Here is a 20296-nt window from a genome sequence, read left to right as displayed (position 1 = left end):
AGGCAGCGTTTAGGTGTTTCGCCGCGCGACGAGGCCCACGCGCCGTCCTGCCGGAGCAGGAGGCACTGAGCGCATCGTTCGGGTTCGAGGATATCGACGGGAGGGTTTGGGGGAGGGAGTCGCGGCGAACTCTATTTGCCGCATGCGAAAAGATTTCGTTTGGGAGCGGTGGCGCGTGCTTAAAGCGACTCGACCTTCAGCAGCGTCTTCTTTCCGTTCCGATACGTGTACATCGAAATGGCGCCGTGCTTCAGATCGCCATGCGCATCGAAACTGATGTCGCCGATCACACCGCGATAGTCGGTCGTCGGCATTGCGCCAATGATCTTTTTAGGATCGACCGAGTGCGCGCGCTTCATCGCGTCGACGAGCACGTACACGGCATCATAGGAAAACGGCGCATACACCTGCATCGGCGTGTGGAAGCGGGCCTGGTACTTCGCTGCAAACGCAGCGCCACCCGGCATCTTTTCCAGCGCCATGCCGGCTTCCGAGCACACCACATTGTCGGCTGCGCTACCGGCCAGATCGGGAAGTGTCGTCGAACAGATACCGTCTCCGCCGAGCACCCGCGCGCGCAGGCCGAGGTCGCGAGCCTGCTTTGCCAAAGGGCCACCCGTGGCATCCATGCCGCCATACATGATGGCATCGGGATTTTCTCCCTTTATTTTGGTGAGAATCGCGCGAAAGTCGATCGCTTTGTCCGTGGTTGCGTCATGCGATACGACCTTGATGCCAAGGGATTTCGCTACCGCCTCGAATTGATTCGCGAGACCTTGTCCATAGGCGGTCGAGTCATCGACGATAGCCACCGATTTGATTTTGAGTGCATCGGCGGCAAAATGCGCCAACGCAGGCGCCTGTTTGGCGTCCGTGGCGACGACACGATACGTGTTGTCGAATCCCTGCAGCGTGTAGGTCGGATTAGTGGCAGACGGCGAGATTTCCACAATCCCGGCCTCGTGGTAGATGCGCGAGGCTGGAATCGACGTGCCGGAATTGAGGTGACCGACCACGCCGATTGCGCCGTCGTCGACGAGCTTCTGCGCGACTTGCGTAGCGGTGCGCGGATCGCCCGCGTCGTCCTGACCGTCGAGCTGCAACGTGACCGTCTTGCCGTCGATCGTCAGTCCCGCGGCATTGATTTCTTCGATGGCGAGTCGTGCTCCGTTTTCGCTATCTTTGCCTAGATGTGCGATTGCGCCGGTCAGGGGTGCAACGTGGCCGATCCGTACAGTGTCCTGAGCGTTTGCGCCCGTTCCGATGGCGGCAAGGACCAAGGCTATGGGGGCGCGTAGATAAGGGTTCATGATGTCTCCAGTTTTCGTTGTAAGGTGGGCGGACCCAGGGATGGATAGGGTGTTTCGGCAACTACGTAGCCTTGGTTGCTTGGATGGGCGGAACCTGCATAAAGGTGGATTTCGCGCCCCAGGCATCATCCGATTCTTCGTCACCCGTTCTCGAAAGCTCGCAGGACGTTGACGGCATTGATTCCGATTGCGTCGACCAAATAGCCACCTTCCATGACGAACAGGGTCGGCGTCGAGAGCCTGGCGAGAGACTGGCCCATGAGCGAATAGTCTTCGCTTTTCAGACGGAAATGGCTGATGGGATCGCCGGCAAATGTGTCCACACCCAGCGAAACGATTAGAACATCCGGTCTGAAGCGACTGATCGTATCTATCGCGACGTCGAGCGCGACTCGGTAGCGTTGCCAATCCGTGCCGCGAGGTAGCGGAAGATTGAGCGTGAATCCCTCGCCCGCCGCCTCTCCGGTTTGATCTGAGTATCCAGCGAAATAGGGATACGAAAAGGCGGGATCGCCGTGTAACGACACGAACAGTACGTCGCTGCGACGGTAAAAGATATCCTGGGTGCCGTTGCCGTGGTGATAGTCGACATCGAGGATGGCGACGCGATCGGCACCCTGCGTCAAAGCCCGCTCTGCTGCAATCGCGGCATTGTTAAGATAGCAGTACCCACCGGCATATTCGCGACCGGCATGGTGCCCGGGCGGCCTGCACAGCGCGAAAGCCGATTGCGAGCGACACACTAAATCTATCCCGGTCAGTGCGATATTCGCGCTCTCGGCCACCACTTCCCACGTATTCGGTCCGATAGGCGAGCCGGCGTCCATGGCGAAATAGCCCAGCTTGCCGTCGATAAAATCGGGCATCCTGGCATTCGCATAGGCGCTCACCGGCCAAACGAGCGGCAACGCTTCAGATGGCCTTCCTGTTGCCGCCCATTCGCTCCAGGCTGTCGAGAGAAATTCGACATAGCGCTCGCTATGCGCGCTCGTGTAGGCAACCGGCTCGAACGTGGTCGGCGCGACGACATCCCCGAGCGCGGTGGTACGGACCCTTTCCAGTACGACCTGCGCGCGCTGCGGGCACTCGAATGATGGCGTGAGCTTTCCATCTTTCAGCTCGGTTCCGTGGTGTCGGTGATGCAGGTCGCTATGGATCGTGATCATGATGGGCGGGCTAGAAGGGTTAAAGAGGATCTTACGCAGTTCAAAAAGCGATTCTTTTGCTATCGGCGCCCGCGATGCCTATACTGGGAGCACATTTTGTCTAAAAAGGCGGGTGCAATGGAGGCAAACAGTTCGGCGCGCGATATCGACGCGATCGACAGAAAAATTCTTCGGCTGTTGCAGGAAGACGCCACGCTATCGAACGCCACGCTCGGGGAGCAACTTTCCCTGAGCACGACGCCATGCTGGCGTCGACGAAAACGTCTGGAGGAAGCGGGCTACATCATCGACTACCAGGCCAACCTGAATCGTCGCAAGCTCGGGTATCAGATCCTCGCGTTCGTCAGTGTGCGGTTCAGCGTTCACTCCGATCAAGCCGCAGACAATTTCGAGTCGATCATCCGTCTTCGCCCCGAGGTGCTTTCCTGCCACAAGATCACGGGGGGAGCGGACTATCTGCTGCAGATCGTCGCGAAAGATCTCGATTCATATGGCGATTTCATCGAGCGGATACTGAGGAAGCAACCGGGTATCGCGGAGATCCAGTCGAGTCTGGCGCTCCGCGAAATTAAAGCGACGACGCGTCTCGAAGTGCCGCAGGACTAGGCGCTACTCGTTGCGTTGAATGCGATTAAGGCCGGGATTGTCTGTTTCCAGCAGGCCGATAACCTGACGATGATCGAGCGCGGTACAGAATTCGCCGTTCATGCTCGTCACGGAAATGTCGTGGATTACCTCGGGATCGTGATCGACGCCATCGATTCCGATCTGGTTCGTGGTCGCACAGCCGTCGTGCATCAAATAGGTGTCGAAGCCCATGTTGCCGGCCATGCGCACGGTGGTTTCAACGCAGTAGTTAGTAAAGAAGCCTGCGATGACTAGACGCCGGATATGACGGCGACGCAGTTCCAACTCCAGAACCGTGCCGACAAACGAGCTGTTGACGTCCTTCCAAACGATCAACTCGCCAGCCTCGGGTTTTAATGAGTCGATGAAGGCTCCGCCTGGCGAACTGATTTTTAACGGGGATACTTGCTGGCGGGAGTCGTGCTGCGTGTAAATGACCGGCAGGCGGGCCTTGCGCCATACCTCGAGCACCTGCTGCATGTTGGATTCGGCGGCGGGATTGTTTCGTCTGCCGGTGGGGCCGCCCCAGTGCTGAAGATCGTTGACGCCCTTCTGGACGTCGATCAAAAGAAGTGCGGTGTCTTCGCGAAAGCGCGGAATCATGTGGGATCCTCGGTGGTGTCGATGAGTGGATGGAGATCAGGCTGCGCGCGTCGCCGCTTTTCGCGAGCGGCTTGCACGGGTATAGCGGAATAGGTCCTTAGGGTCGTTTTCATCGTCATGTTCGCCCCAGGGAACAAGCTCGACACCCATACCCAGGTTGAGTGCATCGGCCTGTGCAAGGACGTACCTCAACGTCGAATAGTCTTCGAGCGCGAAGCCGACCGAATCGAAAATCGTGATCTCGTGCTCGCTGATGCGGCCGGGGATTTCGCCGGCCAGAACCCGCCACAGATCGGAGACAGGAAAGTGGATCTCCATCTGCTGAATGTCGCCCTCGATCCGGGTTTGCGGTTCGTATTCGACGAACACGCGACCGGCGCGCAGCACGTCCGAGTGAAGCTCGGTCTTGCCTGGGCAATCGCCGCCGACTGCATTGATGTGCACGCCGGGCTCTAGCATGTCCGAAGTCAAGATCGTCGCACGTGTCTTGTCTGCGGTGACCGTCGTGACGATGTCGGCGCCGGAAACGGCGTGAGCGATGGAATCCGCCCGCGTGATCTTCAAATCGGTGTAGGGCGCCAGATTGCGGATCAATTTCTTCGTTGCGTCGGCATCCACGTCATAGGCAGCGATCTCCGTGATACCGAGATGACAGTGAAATGCGAGCGCCTGAAACTCGCTCTGGGCGCCATTTCCGATCAATGCCATCCGTCTGGAACCATGTCGTGCCAGGACCTTTGCGGCCATCAGGGACGTTGCACAGGTCCGAAGCGCGGTGGCCACTGTCAATTCCGATAGCAGGAGCGGATAGCCCGTCTCCACTTCAGCGAGAACGCCGAATGCCATCACAGTGTAGAGGCCCCGTTGCGTGTTCTTGGGATGGCCGTTGACATACTTGAAAGCATAGCGCGTCGCATTGGCGACCGGCATCAATTCGATGACGCCGATTTCCGAATGGTTCGCGACTCGGGCAGCCTTATCGAAGTCATGCCATCGGACAAAGTCGTCGCGAATATAGTTGGATAGTTCCTCGATGAACGCGGGAACGCCGATCGTATCTACCATCCTGGACATGGTAGGCACGTCAATGAAGCGGGTCATGAGTGCAGCCCCTAAGTTGCTGAATTTTGCGGATGCGATGCCTCGCAGGACGCCGCTCGGTGGCGAATCGGCGCCTGCGTGGGTACCCACTTGGAACGCTAAAAAGCGAGCAAGTGTTGGTAAATAGTCTATTTGCCTAGCGACGGAATAATTGTGCTTTTTCGGTGCGCGCGAGGCCACGGGTGCGCGATGTTTGTCTACGGCACCCTGTCAAAAAGACCACTCGATGAAGCGGTTTGCGCAGACGAGCATGCACCCAGGTTTGACGCATGTCGGGTCCGCGTGAGCGGCTACTCGTGCGGACGCCGGTTGGTCCGACGCCGGAAAGCTGACCGTCTCGATGCCCGCCGTGCCGAATAAATCGGCGTTCCCCTAGCTAGCGAATCGGCTCGCTCAGCCATGCGCCGGCGCGACCGCGAACGAGACGCCGAAAGCGCGGGGCGTCGGTGCAGTAGGCACGCTGCGAGTGCGGGGTTGTTCCCATTGCGCGGACTCATGAATGAATCCCTCCGACGCGGCCAGATCGAGCTTATAGCCGAGTGCATAGACCGTTTTAAGGTTCGCTCCGCCTTGCCCCGACAGCCGGAGCTTTTTGCGTAGCTTGTAGATGTGCTGTTCGATCGATCGGCCTGCAATGTCTTCGCACGCACCCCACACGCTGCTCGCGATCTGCGCGCGGCTCAGGAATTTCCCCGCATTGGAAAACAGCAGCCATGCCATGGCGAATTCGCGGGGCGTGAGCGGAATCTCTTCGCCGTCGATCGTCAGCGTGCCTTCGTGCCGTCGCAGCACATATCCGCCGCATGCGACGATGTCGTCTTGCGTCTCGGGCGCGTGGCGCCGCATCGCGATATGTGCGCGCAGCCGAACGTGTTGCAGATCGAAACGATTCGCCACATCCGTGGCGCCCGCGTCGATCCATCGCAGCATGGCCATCCAGTTCGAGGACGACGTCAGCACGATCACCGGCAGCGACGCCGCACCGTTACAGTTCTGCCACGACAGCAGCGAGTTTACGAGCGTCGCGTTGTTTTGCGCATCGATCAGGACGGCATCGAACGCCGTGGTTCGCATGGCGCGAAACAGCGGCAATTCAGCCTCGAACGGTACGACGGCAATACTGTCTTCGGCGAAGCAATCACTAAGGTTGGTCGCTAGTTGCGGATCATCGGTAACGAGAGCGAATCGCACTTTAATTCTCCAGTCGGCGCTCGATCGAAGATCGATCGCACGCTACAACGGCCGCATCGCTCGAACGCTTGCGATGGTCGGCTATTCGATGAAACGTCTCGTTCTCTCCAACGATGATCGTTTCGTTCGAGGGCGTTTGCGTCGTCTGCGCCGTTGCCCCCCTGTCGGGCGCGCTCGGTCGCACCCTGCTTCATTGAATGAAGTCTTATCCGTTAGTGGCGTTTGCCGTCATTCCGGATACTTCGGGTTTTGCCCCGGTTCGGGCGTACTCTCAGACATCCTTACGCGGCCGAACGCCGCGTACATTGGCTCGGCGCGATTCGCGGGCAGTGGGCTGTCAGAAAGTTCTTACATTTGAATCCGACTGATCTGAGCCGCATAAGCCGATCAAATCTCGCGTGTTCCGATCAGATATTCGATGTATGTGAATTACCGTTTTAATGGGGCGATCGGGAATGCCCGTACTGAAAAACGCGCGAACGCCGCGGCCGAAAGAGACGAACTCGATCGAACTCGGTTGAGCGCGGATAACGGTGCGAGGTGCGAGGTGCGAGGTGCGAGGTGCGATGCGATGCGATGCGCAAAGAACGGAATACGAGGCCTTGCGCGGGCCGATTCCGAGCGGTGAGCGCTCGGCTGCACATCGTTTGCGATACGGCGGGCGCCGCAGGCTAGCGGGCCCGCTCCAGGGGCGCTAGTGCAGGGTTTCGATGATGTCGCGCAGCCGCTCCTTCGCTCGGCGGATACGCGCTTTGACGGCGGATTCCGTCGAACGGGTGATGGCCGCGACTTCCTCGGTCGAATGACCGAACACATAGGAGAGCGACATGACGAGCTGCTGATCGACGGGCAGTTGCCGCATCGCTTTGGTCAGCAAATCGGCCCCCTCGTAGTCGTGCGAATACTGCAGCGCGGCCAGATGCTGCTCGTACGAAAGCGGCAACGTGGAGGCGAACCGATGTTCGCTGCGAATCGCCTGACAGGCGCAGCGATAAGCGATACCCATCAGCCAAGTCGAGACCGACGATTGCGCGCGGAAATCCGTTGCTTTGTTCCATACGACGAGAAAGACATCGTTCACGACCTCGTCGATCATGTGGCTGCTCCACGTCATCCGGTTGAGGAAACGCTTGAGCCGCCCCGCGTATTGCCGGTGCAGGCGCGCCAATGCAGCGGCGTCTTTGCGGGCGATGCGCGCGAGCAGTATGCGGTCGGCGTCCGCCCTCGCATCGGCGCGCAATGCCTCGGCCCCATGGGCGTTCGCATGGCGCAGCAACTCGCGAAGGGCCTCTTGAATCTCCTCTTCCGCCGTGGACGAGCCGATGTCGTGAACGGTGCCCACGATGCCGGCTATGTTCGCGCCGTCGGAAATGACGCTCTTATAGAACCGCACGAGCCCGAGTTCACCCGATGGCTTGGGCAGTCCCGTGGCGTAAATCTGCACGCCGCCGCGCGAGGCGAGCGAGAGATCGGCCTGCTGATAGACGAGTGCGAGATCGGACGGCGCGATGTCGTAGACGGTTTTCCCCGCGAGCTGCCTCCGGTCGCGGCCTAACCGGCGCTCGAAGGCTTCGTTACAGCCGGTATAGGCGCCCGCCGCATTCTTGAAGAACACGGGCGACGCGATGTCGTCCGCGGCCCGTTGCAGCCAGTCGGCGTTGCCCGCGCACGACTTGGCGAGATGCATCAGCCTAGCTTCGTCGCACGAACGGCCGACGATGGCGTCGGGAAATAGTAGGTTTTCATGCCCGGCGACGTCGTTGGCGCCGTGCGCAATCAGCGAGACGACGATTTGCGGCGATGCGCTTTTGACGACGGGCACCAGGTACGGCGCGGCTCCGTGGCTGCTGCGCCACTTGCTCACTTCGGCTTGCGCATCGGCGTCGATGCAGTCGATGAATACGACGGTCGGATCGTCTTGCTGGATCGAGGCGGCCGAAGCCGCCAGGTTGCCGTATGTTGCCAGCGCGGGCGGCGCGGATCGGCCGTATGCGCTGGACCAAAAAAGACGCGGCTCCATGCTATTCGTTGTTCCCATATCTTTATCTTCTCCCTACAAACTGCCGGTTCGTTCTCGCACAGCGGTTACCGCGATCGAGTTGCGATGGCGCTGCCGGGCGGGCAAGTGGTGCCGCCGGGGATACGCGGTGCGTCGACCATACGTGGCGCACCTCGGCATAGATATCGATATTTCCATCGCATCGACGCCGACCCTGCGGATGAGCATTGTCGGCACCTATCGCCGCAATTTACTGTATCTATCGGCGCGGCTGGAATGCGTTGCGCGGTCAGGTAATCCTGAAAATTCGGAAAGGAAGGATGACCAAAATCGAAGCCACTATCGCCGTCGCGAGGCCGGTCTCATTCGCACGCGCCCGGCGTCATGTCCGGCGCGTGCGGTACCGTGCGAGTTGGGGTAAGGATTTCCTGACGCCATAATCAGCAATTTGCTCAGCTTCTTTGCCGTTTTTTCCTCGGGGGGGAAGCCGCAACCTCAACGCCAACGCATGCACAATAGGCGCATGCCAACGATTCTCATTTGAAGGGGACATGGACGCCCGCGTCTCGTTTTCCGGTCGGAGCCCGATCGATCGCCTGCGCCGCAGCGCGGTCGCGCGGGTGTTCGCCGTCGCCTGCGCCGCAAGCGCCGGTGGACAAGAGGCCGCCTAAATGAATGCACCGTCCGATTCCGTACTGTGCACCGCGACGGTGCTGATCGTGGACGATACTCCGGCGAATCTCGGCTTGATCGTCGATACCCTGAGCGAGCGCGGCTTCCGGGTCTTGATCGCGCTCGACGGCGCGGAAGCGATCGAGCGCGCGCGATACGGCCTGCCCGAGTTGATCCTGCTCGATGTGAACATGGGCGGCATGAACGGCTTCGAGACCTGCCGTCGTTTGAAAGCCGACGTGCGCACGCGCGATATTCCGGTGATGTTCATGACGGTCGCGGACGGCGTGAACGAGATGGTCGAAGGGTTCCGCGCGGGGGGCGCCGATTACGTCACGAAGCCTGTTCGGATCGACGAGCTGATTGCGCGGATGAACGTGCATTTGACGATGCGCGAGATGCAAAAGGCGCTCGTCAAGCAGAACCTTCAACTGCAGCAGGAAGTGGGGGTGCGGCAACAGGCCGAACATGAGCTATCGCGTATCCGGGCCGAACTCGAACTGCGGGTCGAGCAGCGCACGCGCGAGCTGGCCCTGGCGAACGACGAGCTACGGGCGGAAATCGACGTGCGTCAACGCGCGGAAGCGGAACTGAAGCGCAGCGAAGCGCGATTGCGCGTGATCGTCGAAGCGAGCCCCGTACCGCTTTGCATCGGCCGGCCGAACGCACCGTATGTCCTTTATGCGAACGACCCGTGGCGGGAATTGTTCGGTATCGGCGAGCAGGCGCCCGGCGAGATCGACCGCCACGATTTATATGTGTACGAAACCGATCGGCAGCGGGTGACGGAGCGAGTCCGGCGCGACGGTATCGTGCGGGACGAAGAGGTCGAGCTGCGGCGGCTGGACGGCTCCACGTTCTGGGGGACGCTCACGGCGCGGTTGGCCACGTACCATGACGAACCGGCGATCTATCTCGGCATTCGCGATATCACCGAACGCAAGCGGATCGAGTGCGTACTAGTCGATTCGCGCGAACAACTGCGTCAGCTCAGCGCGCACATGGAGGCGATTCGCGAAGAGGAACGCAAGCGGATCGCACTGGAAATCCATGACGAACTCGGTCAATTGCTGACTGCCTTGAAGATGGACGTGTCGCTGCTCAAAATGCGGTTGAGCGAAGCGCCCGACTACTTGCTCAAGAAAGTCGCCGACATGCGGGAGTTGGTCGAACTGACGATCTTCATGGTGCGCAACGTCGCCAATCATCTGCGTCCGGCGGCGCTGAACTTCGGGCTTTTGTCGGCGCTCGAATGGCTATCGGAAGACTTCAACAAGCGGACCGGCATTTCTTGCCAGCTTCTCTCGATCGGTAGCGAGCCCACTGTCAGCGATTCCCGCGCGACTGCCGTTTTTCGCGTTGTGCAAGAATCGCTGACGAACGTTGCTCGGCATGCCGGCGCCACGCGCGTTCATGTGACGGTCGTATCCGGGGAAGACGCATTGCAGATTCACGTGAGCGACGACGGCTGCGGGTTCGATCCGGCCGGCGCGGGAAAGCGCGACTCCTACGGTCTGCTCGGTATCAGCGAACGCGCGCGCCTGATCGGCGCGTCGCTGCAAATCGACAGCGCGCCCGGTTGCGGCACCGTGATTTCAATTGGTATTCCTGCTAAAGATGGAAGCGGACATGATTAAGATTCTCATCGCGGACGATCATGCGGTCGTGCGAAGCGGATTGAAGCAGATCGTGGCGACGGCCACGGATATTACTGTCGTCGACGAGGCGGTAAGCGGCGCCGATGTGCTGACCAAGCTGCGCAGCAAGGAAGTCGACCTGCTGATGCTCGATATGACGATGCCCGGTATCAGCGGCGTCGATCTGATTCGCCGCGTCCACGGCGAATATCCCGAGATGCCGGTGCTCATCCTGAGCATCCACAACGAAGCGCAAGTCGTTTCGCGCGCATTACGCGCGGGCGCGGCCGGGTACGTCACCAAGGACAGCGATCCCGAAGTCTTGCTGGCCGCGATTCGCAAGCTGGCGGACGGCGGACGCTTCATCGATCCGAAACTCGTCGACGCGGTGGTGTTCGAGCGTCACTCCACCGACGTGCCGCCGCACGAAATCCTCTCCGACCGGGAATTCGAGGTACTGCGCGCGCTCGCGAGCGGACGCAGCATCAACGACATCGCCGACACCTTCGCCCTCAGCGCGAAAACGATCAGCACGCACAAGCGGCGCCTCATGCAGAAGCTCGGTTTGAGAAACAACGCCGAACTCATTCGCTATTCCATCCGCCACGGGCTCGCCGCGCACTAAACGCCGCCGCGCGCGCCGCTTTCGTCCGCCCGGGCATGAAATCGATTTCGTTCGCTGCGTGACGAGGCATTTCGCCGGCTACGCGCGGCGCTAACGTTTGGCCCGCCTAGACTCGGTTCGCATGGTTGGATCCCTATCCAACGTGACATGCGTAACCGGACTGGGAGGGACATGGATATGGCGAACACCGGCCTACAGGCGCAGGCGTCGCAACGCCCCCCGCATCGCAACGATGCGGCGCTCTTGACGGAGCTGGCGGGCATGCTGGGACTAGGGGATGAAAGCGCGCGGCAATTCGCCGGCTCGGGGCGCTTGAATCTCGACGATATCGAACTGGCGCTTCACACGAACGAACCCTCGGCGCAGCCGCGGCAATGGATTGCCGAGGCGACGCTGCCGTGTCCGCCGGACGTGGACCGTTCCACTTGGCACGATGCGCTGCTCGTGGCCAACGAAGCGGCCATGATCGCCGGCGAGTGGGGCTTCGCCGTCGACGACGACGGCTCGGCGAGCCTGCTAATGCGCGTTTCCGAATCGATGCAAACGCCGGCCTCCCTTCGCGCCGTGCTCGAAGCAATGGTCGAGCTTTGCGCCGCCGTGCGCACGGGTGCATCGGCGCTGCCCGCTTCGCAGAGAGTCTCCCAATGAAAACGATCGATACGCGCGAGATGCGCGAACGCGGCGAAACGCGGCCGACGGCGATCGCCGGTGCGCCGGAGCAGGAATTCGATGCGCCCCAGGCGGTGCTCGATCTTGTCGTCGAAGTCATGACGGCGCTCGGCGCCGCGCCGGATGTGGCGCGCGAAGCGGCCCGCACCGGACGTATTGCGCTTGGGACACAACGCTTGGTGCTCCTGCTGGCGCCCGACGAGTCGGCGCTGATCGTGGGCGCATTGCTCGACGAGAACTGGGCGGGCTCCCGCGAGCAGCGTGCGCGGCTTTTGAAGGCGAACACGTACTGGCTGTTGACGGCCGGCATCAGCTTTGCCATCGGCCTTGGCGGCCCTCAGTTGCTCTGCCGGTGGAACCTGGAACCGCGCATGCCGGACGCGCTTGCGCAGTGGCTGCGCAATTTCGCCGCGTTCGCGGCCGATTTACAAGCCGTGCGTGCTTGACCCTCATGTGCGCTGCGATCGAACCGGACCGATCGTTCGACCATTAGTCCGGTAGTTTCGAATGGGGTTAGAAGCTATGTTCAACAAGAGTATCGCGGGCACGTCGGGCGCATCTTCCGCGCAGCACGAGCAGCCCACACAGGAAAGCACGTCGCGGCAGCCGAGATCGACGCCGCCTGTCGGCGAGCACTCGGCGCGCATCACGGATTCGCGCTTGCAAGGATTGCCGTCGGGGCGGCGCCCCTCGGTGTCTGCTCAGCCCTACGGGAGCGACAGCGACGAGGGCAGCGACCATGACGAAAGCGAAGTGTCGTCGCTGTTCCAAGGGGTGTCGTCTTCGCGCTTTGTGGCGCTCGAGACCGACTTTCCTTCGATCCGCATGACCGCCCCCGGGGGGCAATCAGGCGTCCCGCGCGGAGAGACGAGCGCGGCGCGCGGGCAGACGCAGACGGAAACGCACACGGCGCCGAGCGGCGGCGGGCGTTCGCTGACCGCTTCGCTGCAAGGCGCGCTCGGCAGAGCGGCGGGCGCGGCGGCGACCGGGCTCAACGCGGCGAGGAGCGGGGTGGCCACGGCTGCTGGAGCGAGCAAGAAGGCGGCTCTTGCGGGCTATGACCATACAAAGAAAGCGGTCGTGGGCGCCGGGACCAGCGCGGTGTCAGGGCTCGGCGTGCTGACCGTCTCGCCGCGCTTGGTCCGTGCGGCGGCCGGCCACTTGATCCATCAGACGACCGCGACCGGTGCGACGACGTTCGCGCGCGAGATGATGTACGAGGCGCTTTACGCGGCGCTGCGCCAACTGCCGCCCCACGCCGTGAATGCGATGCAAGTGGCAACCGGCGTGGCGACGCTCGGGCTGCATCGATTGCGCCAAGGGCGCGAGCAGCGCAACCCGGATGAGGCCGCCCGCGGGTTTCACAACCTCAGCGAGGCCGAGTGGGAAGCGCTGCCTCACGCAGAGAAAGAAGCGAAGAAGGCGGAGCAGCGTAAGTACTCCGACGCTGTGACGTCGCTGGCCACGGCCAGCGTCATCACGAACGTTGCGCTGAGCTTTAGCGGACCCAGCGTGGGGCAACCCCACTTGGGCGCGCAGGTGCTCGCAACGGACCTGAAGGTGATGGCTTACGCGGCTGCGCGAGATTCGATTCAGGCATCGTTTGCGATGGTGGATACCGAGGCGGCGACGAAGGGCGGGGTGAGCGGCGCGCATTTGCACGCGGCCGGCGAGTTCTACGCGAAGGCGAATTTCATCGCGAATTATTCCTATGGCGCCGTTCCCGCGGGTTTGAGCGATGCGCGCACGAAGCTGGCGGCGACGTTCGGCGACAAGGACGCGAAAGCGGCGCTGGCGGCACACCCCTCGCCGCTTTCGTTAGGGCAGGCACTGGGCACGATCGCGCATTCGTCGGCCGTCAAGGCGACGATCAACACGCTGCTTGAGACGTCCGATTGGATTCACGTCACGCAACAGGAAGCGAACGAGGCGGGCACGCGTCAGATGTGGAAACCCGAGCGGACGGGAACCGACTACGGGCGGGTGCTCGATCAATCGATCACGCGTACCGCGGTGATCGACTCGAACATTTCGCTAAGCAACGTGCTCGGGATCGTTGCCGAGAAACTGCACGCGCCGGCGTGGTTGAGCGGTTTGATGAACAACGGTGCCTCCGCCGTCGCAGCGGGGTTGACGTACGGGACGATCGCGCGAACGTGGCAGGCCGAAGGTGCGGTGCGCAAGAAGGAGGATCCAGGTCCGAAGCGTGCCACCGCCCGGCGAGAGGCCGCAGCCCAAGCTGCGGCGCAAGCCGAAGCGCCGCGAGGCGACGACAACGTTTGAGTGTCGCTGCAGGTTGAAGTGTCGCCGTAGCCGTAAGATCGCCGCCGATTCGAATCCACAACGAATCGGCGGCGATTTGTTTTTATCGCGTCGACGGGGCGTCGGCAGCGTATCGCACACGTATCGCGCGCGGCTTCGTCGGGTAGCGTGCCGGCGCCTTCCGTTCACTTTGGCGCGCGAACGTGTGCGGCTTTGCGTGCGGACGCCGCGTCTATGACGGGCTAAGCGTCGAAAGGTGTGGGATTAGGGAAATGTGGGAAACGCAATTCGGCAAGCGCTGCGGCCATCGCCGGGCATCGACCGCGCCCGGGCGGAGCGGTCGACGCCCGGCTCAGGCGTCATTCGTCGTCGACGGGAGGGAAGGTCGATCGAATCCGTTCGCCGATCACCTCTTCGGAATTCGGATCGGGAACTGCCTCCCACCACGGTTTGATGTCAGTCGCCGCGGCCTGCTGGCTGCCTTCGGGTGTGCGAGCGGGGTTGCCTGAAGGGACGGGCTCCATCTCGCTCGGATGAGGACTCGATTCGAGCCAGGCGCTGGCGTTCTCCCGCGCGATATTCGGATTGCGTCTGGGCGTGGGCACGTGGTCGCCGAGCTGGAACCTGCTCGCGACCGGGTTGTCTGCGGGAGCTTCCATCTCGCTCGGATGAGGACTCGCTTCGAGCCAAGCGCTGGCGCTTTCCCGTGCAACCTGCGGATCGCGTTTGGGCGTGGGCACGTGGTCGCCGAGTTCGAACTTGCGCACACCGTTACCGTCTTCGGGCGGATCGATGGCCTCTCGTTGGGGAAGCCCCGAGAGCCAAGCTCGGGCGTTTTCTCGGGCGGCCTTCCGATCGCGTTTGGGCGCGGACACGTGGTCGCCGAGCGTAAACTTGTGCGCCAAGTTGTCGTCTTCGGGCGGCGTGATGGAATCGTGACGGGAAAGCCCCGAGAGCCAAGCGCCGGTGTTCTCCCGAGCAGCCTTCCGATCGCGTTTGGGCGTGGGCACGTGACTACCGAGTCCGAACCTGCGCACCGCGTTGTCGCCTTCGGCACGTCCCGTCGAGCTGGGCTGGGGACTCCCCGAGAGCCACCCCTGAACGGTTTTCCGTACGGCCTTCGAACCCCGTTTGGGCGTACGAACGAAAGCCGCTTCGTCCATTGCCGGTTCGACGGGCGTTTCCTGGGTTCGCTGGCCCGCGCCTTGCCGCGTGCGTGCTTGCTGGGCGGCGAGGCCGGACATGCGCGACTCGTCTTCGCGGTTGATCAGGCGAGATCCGAGCGAGGCGCGTGGCGAAGCGCCACCGGCCTCGTGTACGTCTTCACGCGGTGCTTCGAAGGTGAGCCGGCCCGGGCCGCGACGGTTGCTCGCCCGTTCGCCTGCGAGGCGGGACATGCGCGACTCGTCGTCGCGGCTCAGCACGGGAGAGTCGTGCATGGCTCGCGGGGAGGTATCGCCGGTCACGCGTGCTTCCTCGGCGGTCGCGGCGCTTGCGCGCGGGCTCGTCTCGCGAGACCCGCGAGCCTCGCTCGCGTTCCCGGCAGCGCGAGCACCGCCAGCCGCGGCCGCATCGCTTGCCTCGCGCGATAGCGACTTCGAACCGGTGGCGGCTTTGCTCCCGCTTTCGCTTCCGCTCTCGCTTTTGCTCTCGGTCTTGCTCTCGCCCGCCGCTGCTTGCGGTGCCTCCTGCGCGGGCCGATGGACGGCCTGGAAGTGATTGCCGAACATGGCGATGCCGACCGGCTGCGAGCCCAATTGCGAGGGTTGGAAGCGCACCGGGCCATCGGGGGTCGGCGTAATCAAATGCACGTTCATGTCGGCGCCAAAGTCCCGATTGATCGTTCGGATCAGCGCCGCCACGGCCGATTCGTCGTCGTAAAGCATCAGATCGCCTTGCTGGATCTCGGGGTGATTCTGCGCCAGTTCCGCGCGATAGTGCCCGGCCAGCTCGGCGAGTTCGGGCTCGGATTGCGCGTCGTAGCGGCCCGTCGCGTGCTGCAAGAGCGAGATGATCAGGCAGTCCATCCCGTGGCCGCTGTTGTAAGCGGCGCGGATACCGCGTTGTTCGAACCACTGCAGCGTTTCGGCGCGGCCCGCGCCCATCATCATGTTGCGTTGGGCTTCGAGTTCGGGGTGCGTCGACGGTTCTCCCGCGGCTCCGGCCGCTTCCGCTTGTGCGGGACGCGGGCGGAAGGCGGCTTGCGGCCGCGCCGCCGGGGTGTCCCCATGCGTGGCTCGCGCGCTGTGTCCCAACTCGGGGATCTCGCGCAAGGCGAGTGTCGCCGGATGCGGGGCGAACACGGGAACCGACGGTTGCTCGGTTACCGTCGCGCCGTCGTGCGAGGGTGCCGGCACATCGTGTCGAACCGATGCATTGTCTTGAACCGGCGCGCTGCCGGGCGAAACGCCGTTCCCTTCGGCCGCCGCCGGATCGCCGTCTATGGGTACCTCATCGGTGCCGATAGAAACGCGAGGTGTGGCGACCCTTTCGCTTAGCGCCGCATCGGTGGCTACCGGCGCGGCTTGCGGTTGCGGCGCTTCGCTGGCCTGCGTGCCCTTCGCGAGATCCGTCAGGCGTTCGCGCACACCGATATTCATTTGATGGCCGCGATCGACCGCGCGGCGCGTCGCGCTCAGCGGGATCTGCGCGACGGCTTGCGCGACCGGGCTCGCGACGGACACGCGGACGCTATCGGCGAACATCTTGGCTTTTTGCGCCACGAATTTCGCTTTCGTCGACACCGGCGCCTGCCGGTAGCGCCAATCGTAGTAACCGGTGGTCCCGCTGAGCTTGGCCGTGGAAAGCTTGGCCCCGCCGATCGAAAACTGAATCTCGTCGGGCACGTCGCTCGATCCTTCGATCGCGCTCAGCAGCTTGTCGAGCGCGGCATCGTGGTGTCGATCGTTCAAATCCAACAGCATCGAATTGGCGGCCGGCAGATCGATTTTCAATGTCACCGGATCGCGCGCCAGCGTAGCCACGAGCTGACTCATGCCGGTCTTTTGGAAACGCGCACGCTCGGCTGCGGAATAGGGGGCCGTCACAGGGGCGCTACCCTGCATGAGCAAGCGTGCGTCGTTCTGATCGCCGAATTTGGCCTGCGGATGAAGCCCCTGACCCACGGCGATGTCCTTCTCGACGGCGAGCGCAAGACTCGTCGTCGCGCCGAACGCGTTCACGACGCCGGCCAATGCGGTCGGGCCGGCGTTCGTCATCGTGTAGCGCTCGCGCTCGCCGATCGTGCTGGCCTTGGCGAGCTTCGTCGCTTCCACCTGCTTGCGCGCATCTTCGCTGAAGAGGTCGCGCGCGTCGTGATTCTCGATCGCGGCAAGCGCTTGCGCCGCCGTCTTCAACGTGGCGTGCGACTGAACCGGATCTTTTTCCGCTAACGCCGCCTTCATACGCGATTGCGCCAGTTCGAAGTGAAGCCAATCGCGCAGACTGGCCTTGACCTCGGCGCGGCGGCCCTGCATTTGCGCACGCGAGGACGCGGCAAGACGCGGATCGCGCGTGCCGGCGCCCCCGGCTTTCGCATTGAGGTCGTGCAGCGAAACGAGCGATTCGGTCACCTTGCCCAGCAGCAAACGCCCCATGCTGTCGAAGCGCATGCGCTCCGGGGTTTTCCACGCGTCGGAGACAGTCGATGTCTTGAATTGGCTCGCATGCGATTCGACGAATGCCGCTTCGAGCGCTTCCACCGCGGCGTCGTCGGTGCCCGCTTGCGCCACTTGGCCTCTCAGTGCCGCATAGGACTTCCAGTTCTCGACCGGATCGAGGTCGTCCTTGACCGTGTCGCGTCGCGCGATTTCATCGAGCTTGGCCAGCAGCTTCTCCTTCGCTTGCTTGCGCACCTGCGGCTTGCCGATCGCGCGCTTCTCCGAGATATAGGTTCGATAGGCCTCGGCCCGTTCCTTCTGCTGAGTGGCCGCATTGCCTCCCAGCAGATCCAATGACTTGGCCAGCGCGACAATGGCGCGTTTGGCCTTGTCTTCGCCGTCTTTGCTCGGTCCCGCACTGAGCTGATAGCCGACGTACATCGTGGCCGCCGCTGCGACGGCCGCCGCCGTCGCGCCCGCAGTCACGGCGGACGATACGACGACGGGCGTCAGCACGCCGAGCACCGTCGCCGTCATACTCGCGGCGCTCGACGCCACGCCCACACCCAATGCGCGCTTGTTGCCGTGGTATTCGATCTTCGCGCTTTCGGAGGCAGTCTTGTAATCGGATTTTAGTTGCGCGCGCATGCAAAAGCTCGCATACGCGATGGACAGCGCCTGCCCCGCGGCGTGCAAATCCTGCTCGGCTTTTTGTCGCTGCGCCGGGGTGGCGGCGGGATTCGAAAGGCGAGTGCGGGCGTCGTCGAGTGCCGCCTGCGCGCTTTCCATCTTCTGCACCGAGCGGCCGACCTTGTGCAGATCTAGGGCAACCCGCCCGGCTGCCTGCATGACGTTAGGCCCGGTCTTCGCGCTCGGCGATGCATCGGCTTTGCCGGCCGGCATGATTTCCTCGGTGCCCGAGTTGCGGAATCGAAGATTGGCCGACTCGAACCCGAGTTCGGTGGTCATCGCCGACATGAGCATCTGAACCGCCGAGAGCGCCGTTTTGGCCGGTAGATTGGCCGATGCCGCCAACTGCGCGACGCTGAATGCGCCGCTGGCGGCGGACGCAATGGCCGTGTGCTGCCGATGCAAACTGCCGGTCCCTGCCTTCTTGAAGCTATCGATCGCGGCGTCGGTATCCTCGAGCCCCACCGTCTTCAAGAACGTCGCGATCATCTCGCGATAGTAGGTCTCGTTGTCCGCGCCTTTGGGCAGCAGGCGCTGATGCTCGAGTTCGGGCGGGATCGCATTCGGTCGTGCGCGTTCGAAGTTCAGTGCCATCAAGCGCGACAGCCCAACCACCGACGGCTTGTTGCGCTGGCCCTGCGCCCAACGCTCGCATATCTCGAGCGTGGCCGCTTCGTTCCAGTGCGCGACGCTGACGGCCGGCTCGTGCTGCACCTTTTTGATGTCGAGCAATTGGGCCAGGCGGCCTCGCACGGTTCCGCGCGAGGATCGCGCGGCGCCCGCGGACTGCGACGCTGCGGCGGCCTGCCCCTCTTTTGCCGACGTGCCCCCGGCCGGCGTTTGCGCAGTGGCAGGAGGCGTGGCGCTCGGGGCAATGCGATTCGATTTCATGACGGAGGCGGATCGTGGAAGGGGAGGTACCGCGCATCCTAGGTCCGCGTCCTTCGATGCTCTGTCGCCGCCGGCGAAACCCTTTCTCCCCGAACGAAGCCGGTATCGTTTACGCGCCGATCAGGTCAAGGCGAATTCGATACACGCCCGCTGGGGCTTCATGGCGGGCGTCAGGTCCGGCTCGCGCGAGAAGTCCACCTCGAAGGCGCGGACGATGGAGGTGGTGCCGGGGTACGCGTCGAACGCGGCCAGCAACGGGTCGTCGTCGTGCAACGCGGCCAGCGCGTAGAGATACCGCTTGCCGCATAGGCCGTTGTAGACGTGTGACAACAGCGCGCCGCAAAGGGCAATATCGTCGTCTTGCGCGGAGACGAACGCGAGGTAGACATACGGCAGCGGCTTGCCCTGCGCGGGCAGTCTGGGCCATCCGCGGATGGACGCCATCGCGTTATAAGGCATCCTAAGCAGTTGTGTCGAACGGGCATATCGTTCGACGTGAGCCTGCCGCAGAGCGCTTTGGTCCCAGACGGCCATCGTGGCGCAAATGCGCCCGTCGCGGCACGCCACGAAGAAGTCTTCGGCGCGAAGCGTGTCGCATCGATGCCCGGGCTCGAAATCGGCGGTATCGAGTGCGGGTGCCCATCGGCGAGTGGCGCGCTGCGCGTTGATGAACCGCACGAGTTCGGGCAGCTCGCCGGCCGTTGCGCGCCGAACTTCGACGCCGGCCAAGCGCGGTGCGTCTCGCTTGCCCGCGAGCCTGACGGCCCGTGCGAACACGCGTCCGTACGGCAAATAGTGCGGCAGGCCCGCCCGGCCTCCCACGAGGTTGTTTAGCGCTCGTTCGTTATCGTCGTAGACGAGCGTATAGCACGGCAGCGGATCGGCATCGTGTAGCGCTCTCAGAAACCGATAGATGCGCGCGAGCACAAAGCCGTTACGATGGCCCGGATCGATGCGTAGATCCGAGAGAAAGGCTGTGCGCTGAGGCTGACCATCGATGTACGAAGTGGCGATCGAGCGGCACCCCGTTGCGACGATGCGGTCGGTCGCCACTTCTCGGACGACGATCACCTGCACGACGGTGCCGAGCAGGCGCGAAGCGTCGAAGTACGACGGTTCGCGCCGTAGCGTGATGGCGGCGTCGCCCTCGATCCAATCGTGCGCCATGCGTTCGCGCAATTGAGCGTCGTCGGCGGAACCTGCCAAGGAAAGGATGTACCGAGTCATAGGCGGCGAGAGAAGAAGGAGCGAAAC

14 protein-coding genes are annotated in these 20296 nt (G+C 62.8%); 6 read left to right on the top strand and 8 right to left on the bottom strand.

Features of this window, described 5'->3' with window-relative positions; translation table 11 throughout:
• Positions 1–179: 179 nt before the first annotated feature.
• Both ACTHN9_RS15220 and ACTHN9_RS15215 read right to left on the bottom strand, forming a co-directional pair.
• Positions 180–1310 carry a branched-chain amino acid ABC transporter substrate-binding protein gene (locus ACTHN9_RS15220; protein WP_440537699.1) on the bottom strand — a complete coding sequence of 377 codons (1131 nt, stop codon included), beginning with the start codon at positions 1308–1310 and terminating at the stop codon, positions 180–182.
• A 140-nt stretch (positions 1311–1450) separates the two neighbouring features.
• Positions 1451–2476 carry a histone deacetylase family protein gene (locus tag ACTHN9_RS15215; RefSeq protein WP_440537601.1) on the bottom strand — a complete coding sequence of 342 codons (1026 nt, stop codon included), beginning with the start codon at positions 2474–2476 and terminating at the stop codon, positions 1451–1453.
• Positions 2477–2593: 117 nt separating this feature from the next.
• Between ACTHN9_RS15215 and ACTHN9_RS15210 the strand changes: the two genes are divergently transcribed.
• The gene (locus ACTHN9_RS15210) at positions 2594–3082 is read left to right on the top strand and encodes an Lrp/AsnC family transcriptional regulator (protein WP_440537698.1); all 489 of its coding nucleotides are present in this window, start codon (positions 2594–2596) and stop codon (positions 3080–3082) included.
• 3 nt (positions 3083–3085) lie between these two features.
• Here ACTHN9_RS15210 and ACTHN9_RS15205 read toward each other — a convergent pair whose 3' ends face one another.
• From ACTHN9_RS15205 to ACTHN9_RS15190, 4 genes are all read right to left on the bottom strand, one after another.
• Entirely contained in the window at positions 3086–3706 is a 621-nt protein-coding gene (locus tag ACTHN9_RS15205; protein ID WP_440537600.1) for a cysteine hydrolase family protein, read from the bottom strand.
• Between the two features lie 36 nt (positions 3707–3742).
• Positions 3743–4807 carry an ornithine cyclodeaminase gene (locus tag ACTHN9_RS15200; protein ID WP_440537697.1) on the bottom strand — a complete coding sequence of 355 codons (1065 nt, stop codon included), beginning with the start codon at positions 4805–4807 and terminating at the stop codon, positions 3743–3745.
• Positions 4808–5200: 393 nt separating this feature from the next.
• Positions 5201–5998: a response regulator transcription factor gene (locus ACTHN9_RS15195; protein WP_440537599.1), complete on the bottom strand. Its 798-nt coding sequence runs from the start codon at positions 5996–5998 to the stop codon at positions 5201–5203.
• A gap of 694 nt (positions 5999–6692) precedes the next feature.
• On the bottom strand, positions 6693–8018 hold the full coding sequence (locus ACTHN9_RS15190) for a sigma-70 family RNA polymerase sigma factor (RefSeq protein WP_440537598.1): 1326 nt from the start codon (positions 8016–8018) through the stop codon (positions 6693–6695).
• Positions 8019–8668: 650 nt separating this feature from the next.
• Between ACTHN9_RS15190 and ACTHN9_RS15185 the strand changes: the two genes are divergently transcribed.
• From ACTHN9_RS15185 to ACTHN9_RS15165, 5 genes are all read left to right on the top strand, one after another.
• The gene (locus ACTHN9_RS15185; protein WP_440537597.1) at positions 8669–10306 is read left to right on the top strand and encodes a response regulator; all 1638 of its coding nucleotides are present in this window, start codon (positions 8669–8671) and stop codon (positions 10304–10306) included.
• Positions 10299–10931 (top strand): response regulator, encoded by a 633-nt coding sequence (locus ACTHN9_RS15180; RefSeq protein WP_440537596.1) that lies wholly within the window; start codon positions 10299–10301, stop codon positions 10929–10931. The genes ACTHN9_RS15185 and ACTHN9_RS15180 overlap by 8 nt, the downstream gene beginning before the upstream one ends.
• A gap of 171 nt (positions 10932–11102) precedes the next feature.
• Positions 11103–11579, top strand: a complete 477-nt coding sequence (locus tag ACTHN9_RS15175) for a hypothetical protein (protein WP_440537595.1) — start codon at positions 11103–11105, stop codon at positions 11577–11579.
• Positions 11576–12046, top strand: coding sequence for a type III secretion system chaperone (locus tag ACTHN9_RS15170; RefSeq protein WP_440537594.1), 471 nt, complete (start codon positions 11576–11578; stop codon positions 12044–12046). Before ACTHN9_RS15175 ends, ACTHN9_RS15170 begins: the two co-directional genes overlap by 4 nt.
• A gap of 76 nt (positions 12047–12122) precedes the next feature.
• Positions 12123–13883 carry a hypothetical protein gene (locus tag ACTHN9_RS15165; protein WP_440537593.1) on the top strand — a complete coding sequence of 587 codons (1761 nt, stop codon included), beginning with the start codon at positions 12123–12125 and terminating at the stop codon, positions 13881–13883.
• 338 nt (positions 13884–14221) lie between these two features.
• On the opposite strand, the gene ACTHN9_RS15160 is transcribed toward ACTHN9_RS15165, so the two are convergent.
• Entirely contained in the window at positions 14222–19042 is a 4821-nt protein-coding gene (locus ACTHN9_RS15160) for a type III effector protein (RefSeq protein WP_440537592.1), read from the bottom strand.
• 120 nt (positions 19043–19162) lie between these two features.
• A complete protein-coding gene (locus tag ACTHN9_RS15155) occupies positions 19163–20248 on the bottom strand; it encodes a hypothetical protein (RefSeq protein ID WP_440537591.1) in 1086 nt (361 codons plus the stop codon).
• Positions 20249–20296 lie beyond the last annotated feature (48 nt).

Source organism: Trinickia sp. (assembly GCF_051953405.1).
GTDB lineage: Bacteria > Pseudomonadota > Gammaproteobacteria > Burkholderiales > Burkholderiaceae > Trinickia.
The sequence above is the reverse complement of the archived record's forward strand: the minus strand, read 5'-3'. Positions and strand labels throughout refer to the sequence as shown.

Bases quoted from the DNA above. Each gene is read 5' to 3' on its own strand.
- ACTHN9_RS15220 (WP_440537699.1), bottom strand. From the start codon at position 1,310: ATGAACCCTTATCTACGCGCCCCCATAGCCTTGGTCCTTGCCGCCATC.
- ACTHN9_RS15185 (WP_440537597.1), top strand. From the start codon at position 8,669: ATGAATGCACCGTCCGATTCCGTACTGTGCACCGCGACGGTGCTGATC.
- ACTHN9_RS15190 (WP_440537598.1), bottom strand. From the start codon at position 8,018: ATGGAGCCGCGTCTTTTTTGGTCCAGCGCATACGGCCGATCCGCGCCG.
- ACTHN9_RS15180 (WP_440537596.1), top strand. From the start codon at position 10,299: ATGATTAAGATTCTCATCGCGGACGATCATGCGGTCGTGCGAAGCGGA.
- ACTHN9_RS15215 (WP_440537601.1), bottom strand. From the start codon at position 2,476: ATGATCACGATCCATAGCGACCTGCATCACCGACACCACGGAACCGAG.
- ACTHN9_RS15175 (WP_440537595.1), top strand. From the start codon at position 11,103: ATGGATATGGCGAACACCGGCCTACAGGCGCAGGCGTCGCAACGCCCC.
- ACTHN9_RS15205 (WP_440537600.1), bottom strand. From the start codon at position 3,706: ATGATTCCGCGCTTTCGCGAAGACACCGCACTTCTTTTGATCGACGTC.
- ACTHN9_RS15210 (WP_440537698.1), top strand. From the start codon at position 2,594: ATGGAGGCAAACAGTTCGGCGCGCGATATCGACGCGATCGACAGAAAA.
- ACTHN9_RS15165 (WP_440537593.1), top strand. From the start codon at position 12,123: ATGTTCAACAAGAGTATCGCGGGCACGTCGGGCGCATCTTCCGCGCAG.
- ACTHN9_RS15160 (WP_440537592.1), bottom strand. From the start codon at position 19,042: ATGAAATCGAATCGCATTGCCCCGAGCGCCACGCCTCCTGCCACTGCG.
- ACTHN9_RS15200 (WP_440537697.1), bottom strand. From the start codon at position 4,807: ATGACCCGCTTCATTGACGTGCCTACCATGTCCAGGATGGTAGATACG.
- ACTHN9_RS15170 (WP_440537594.1), top strand. From the start codon at position 11,576: ATGAAAACGATCGATACGCGCGAGATGCGCGAACGCGGCGAAACGCGG.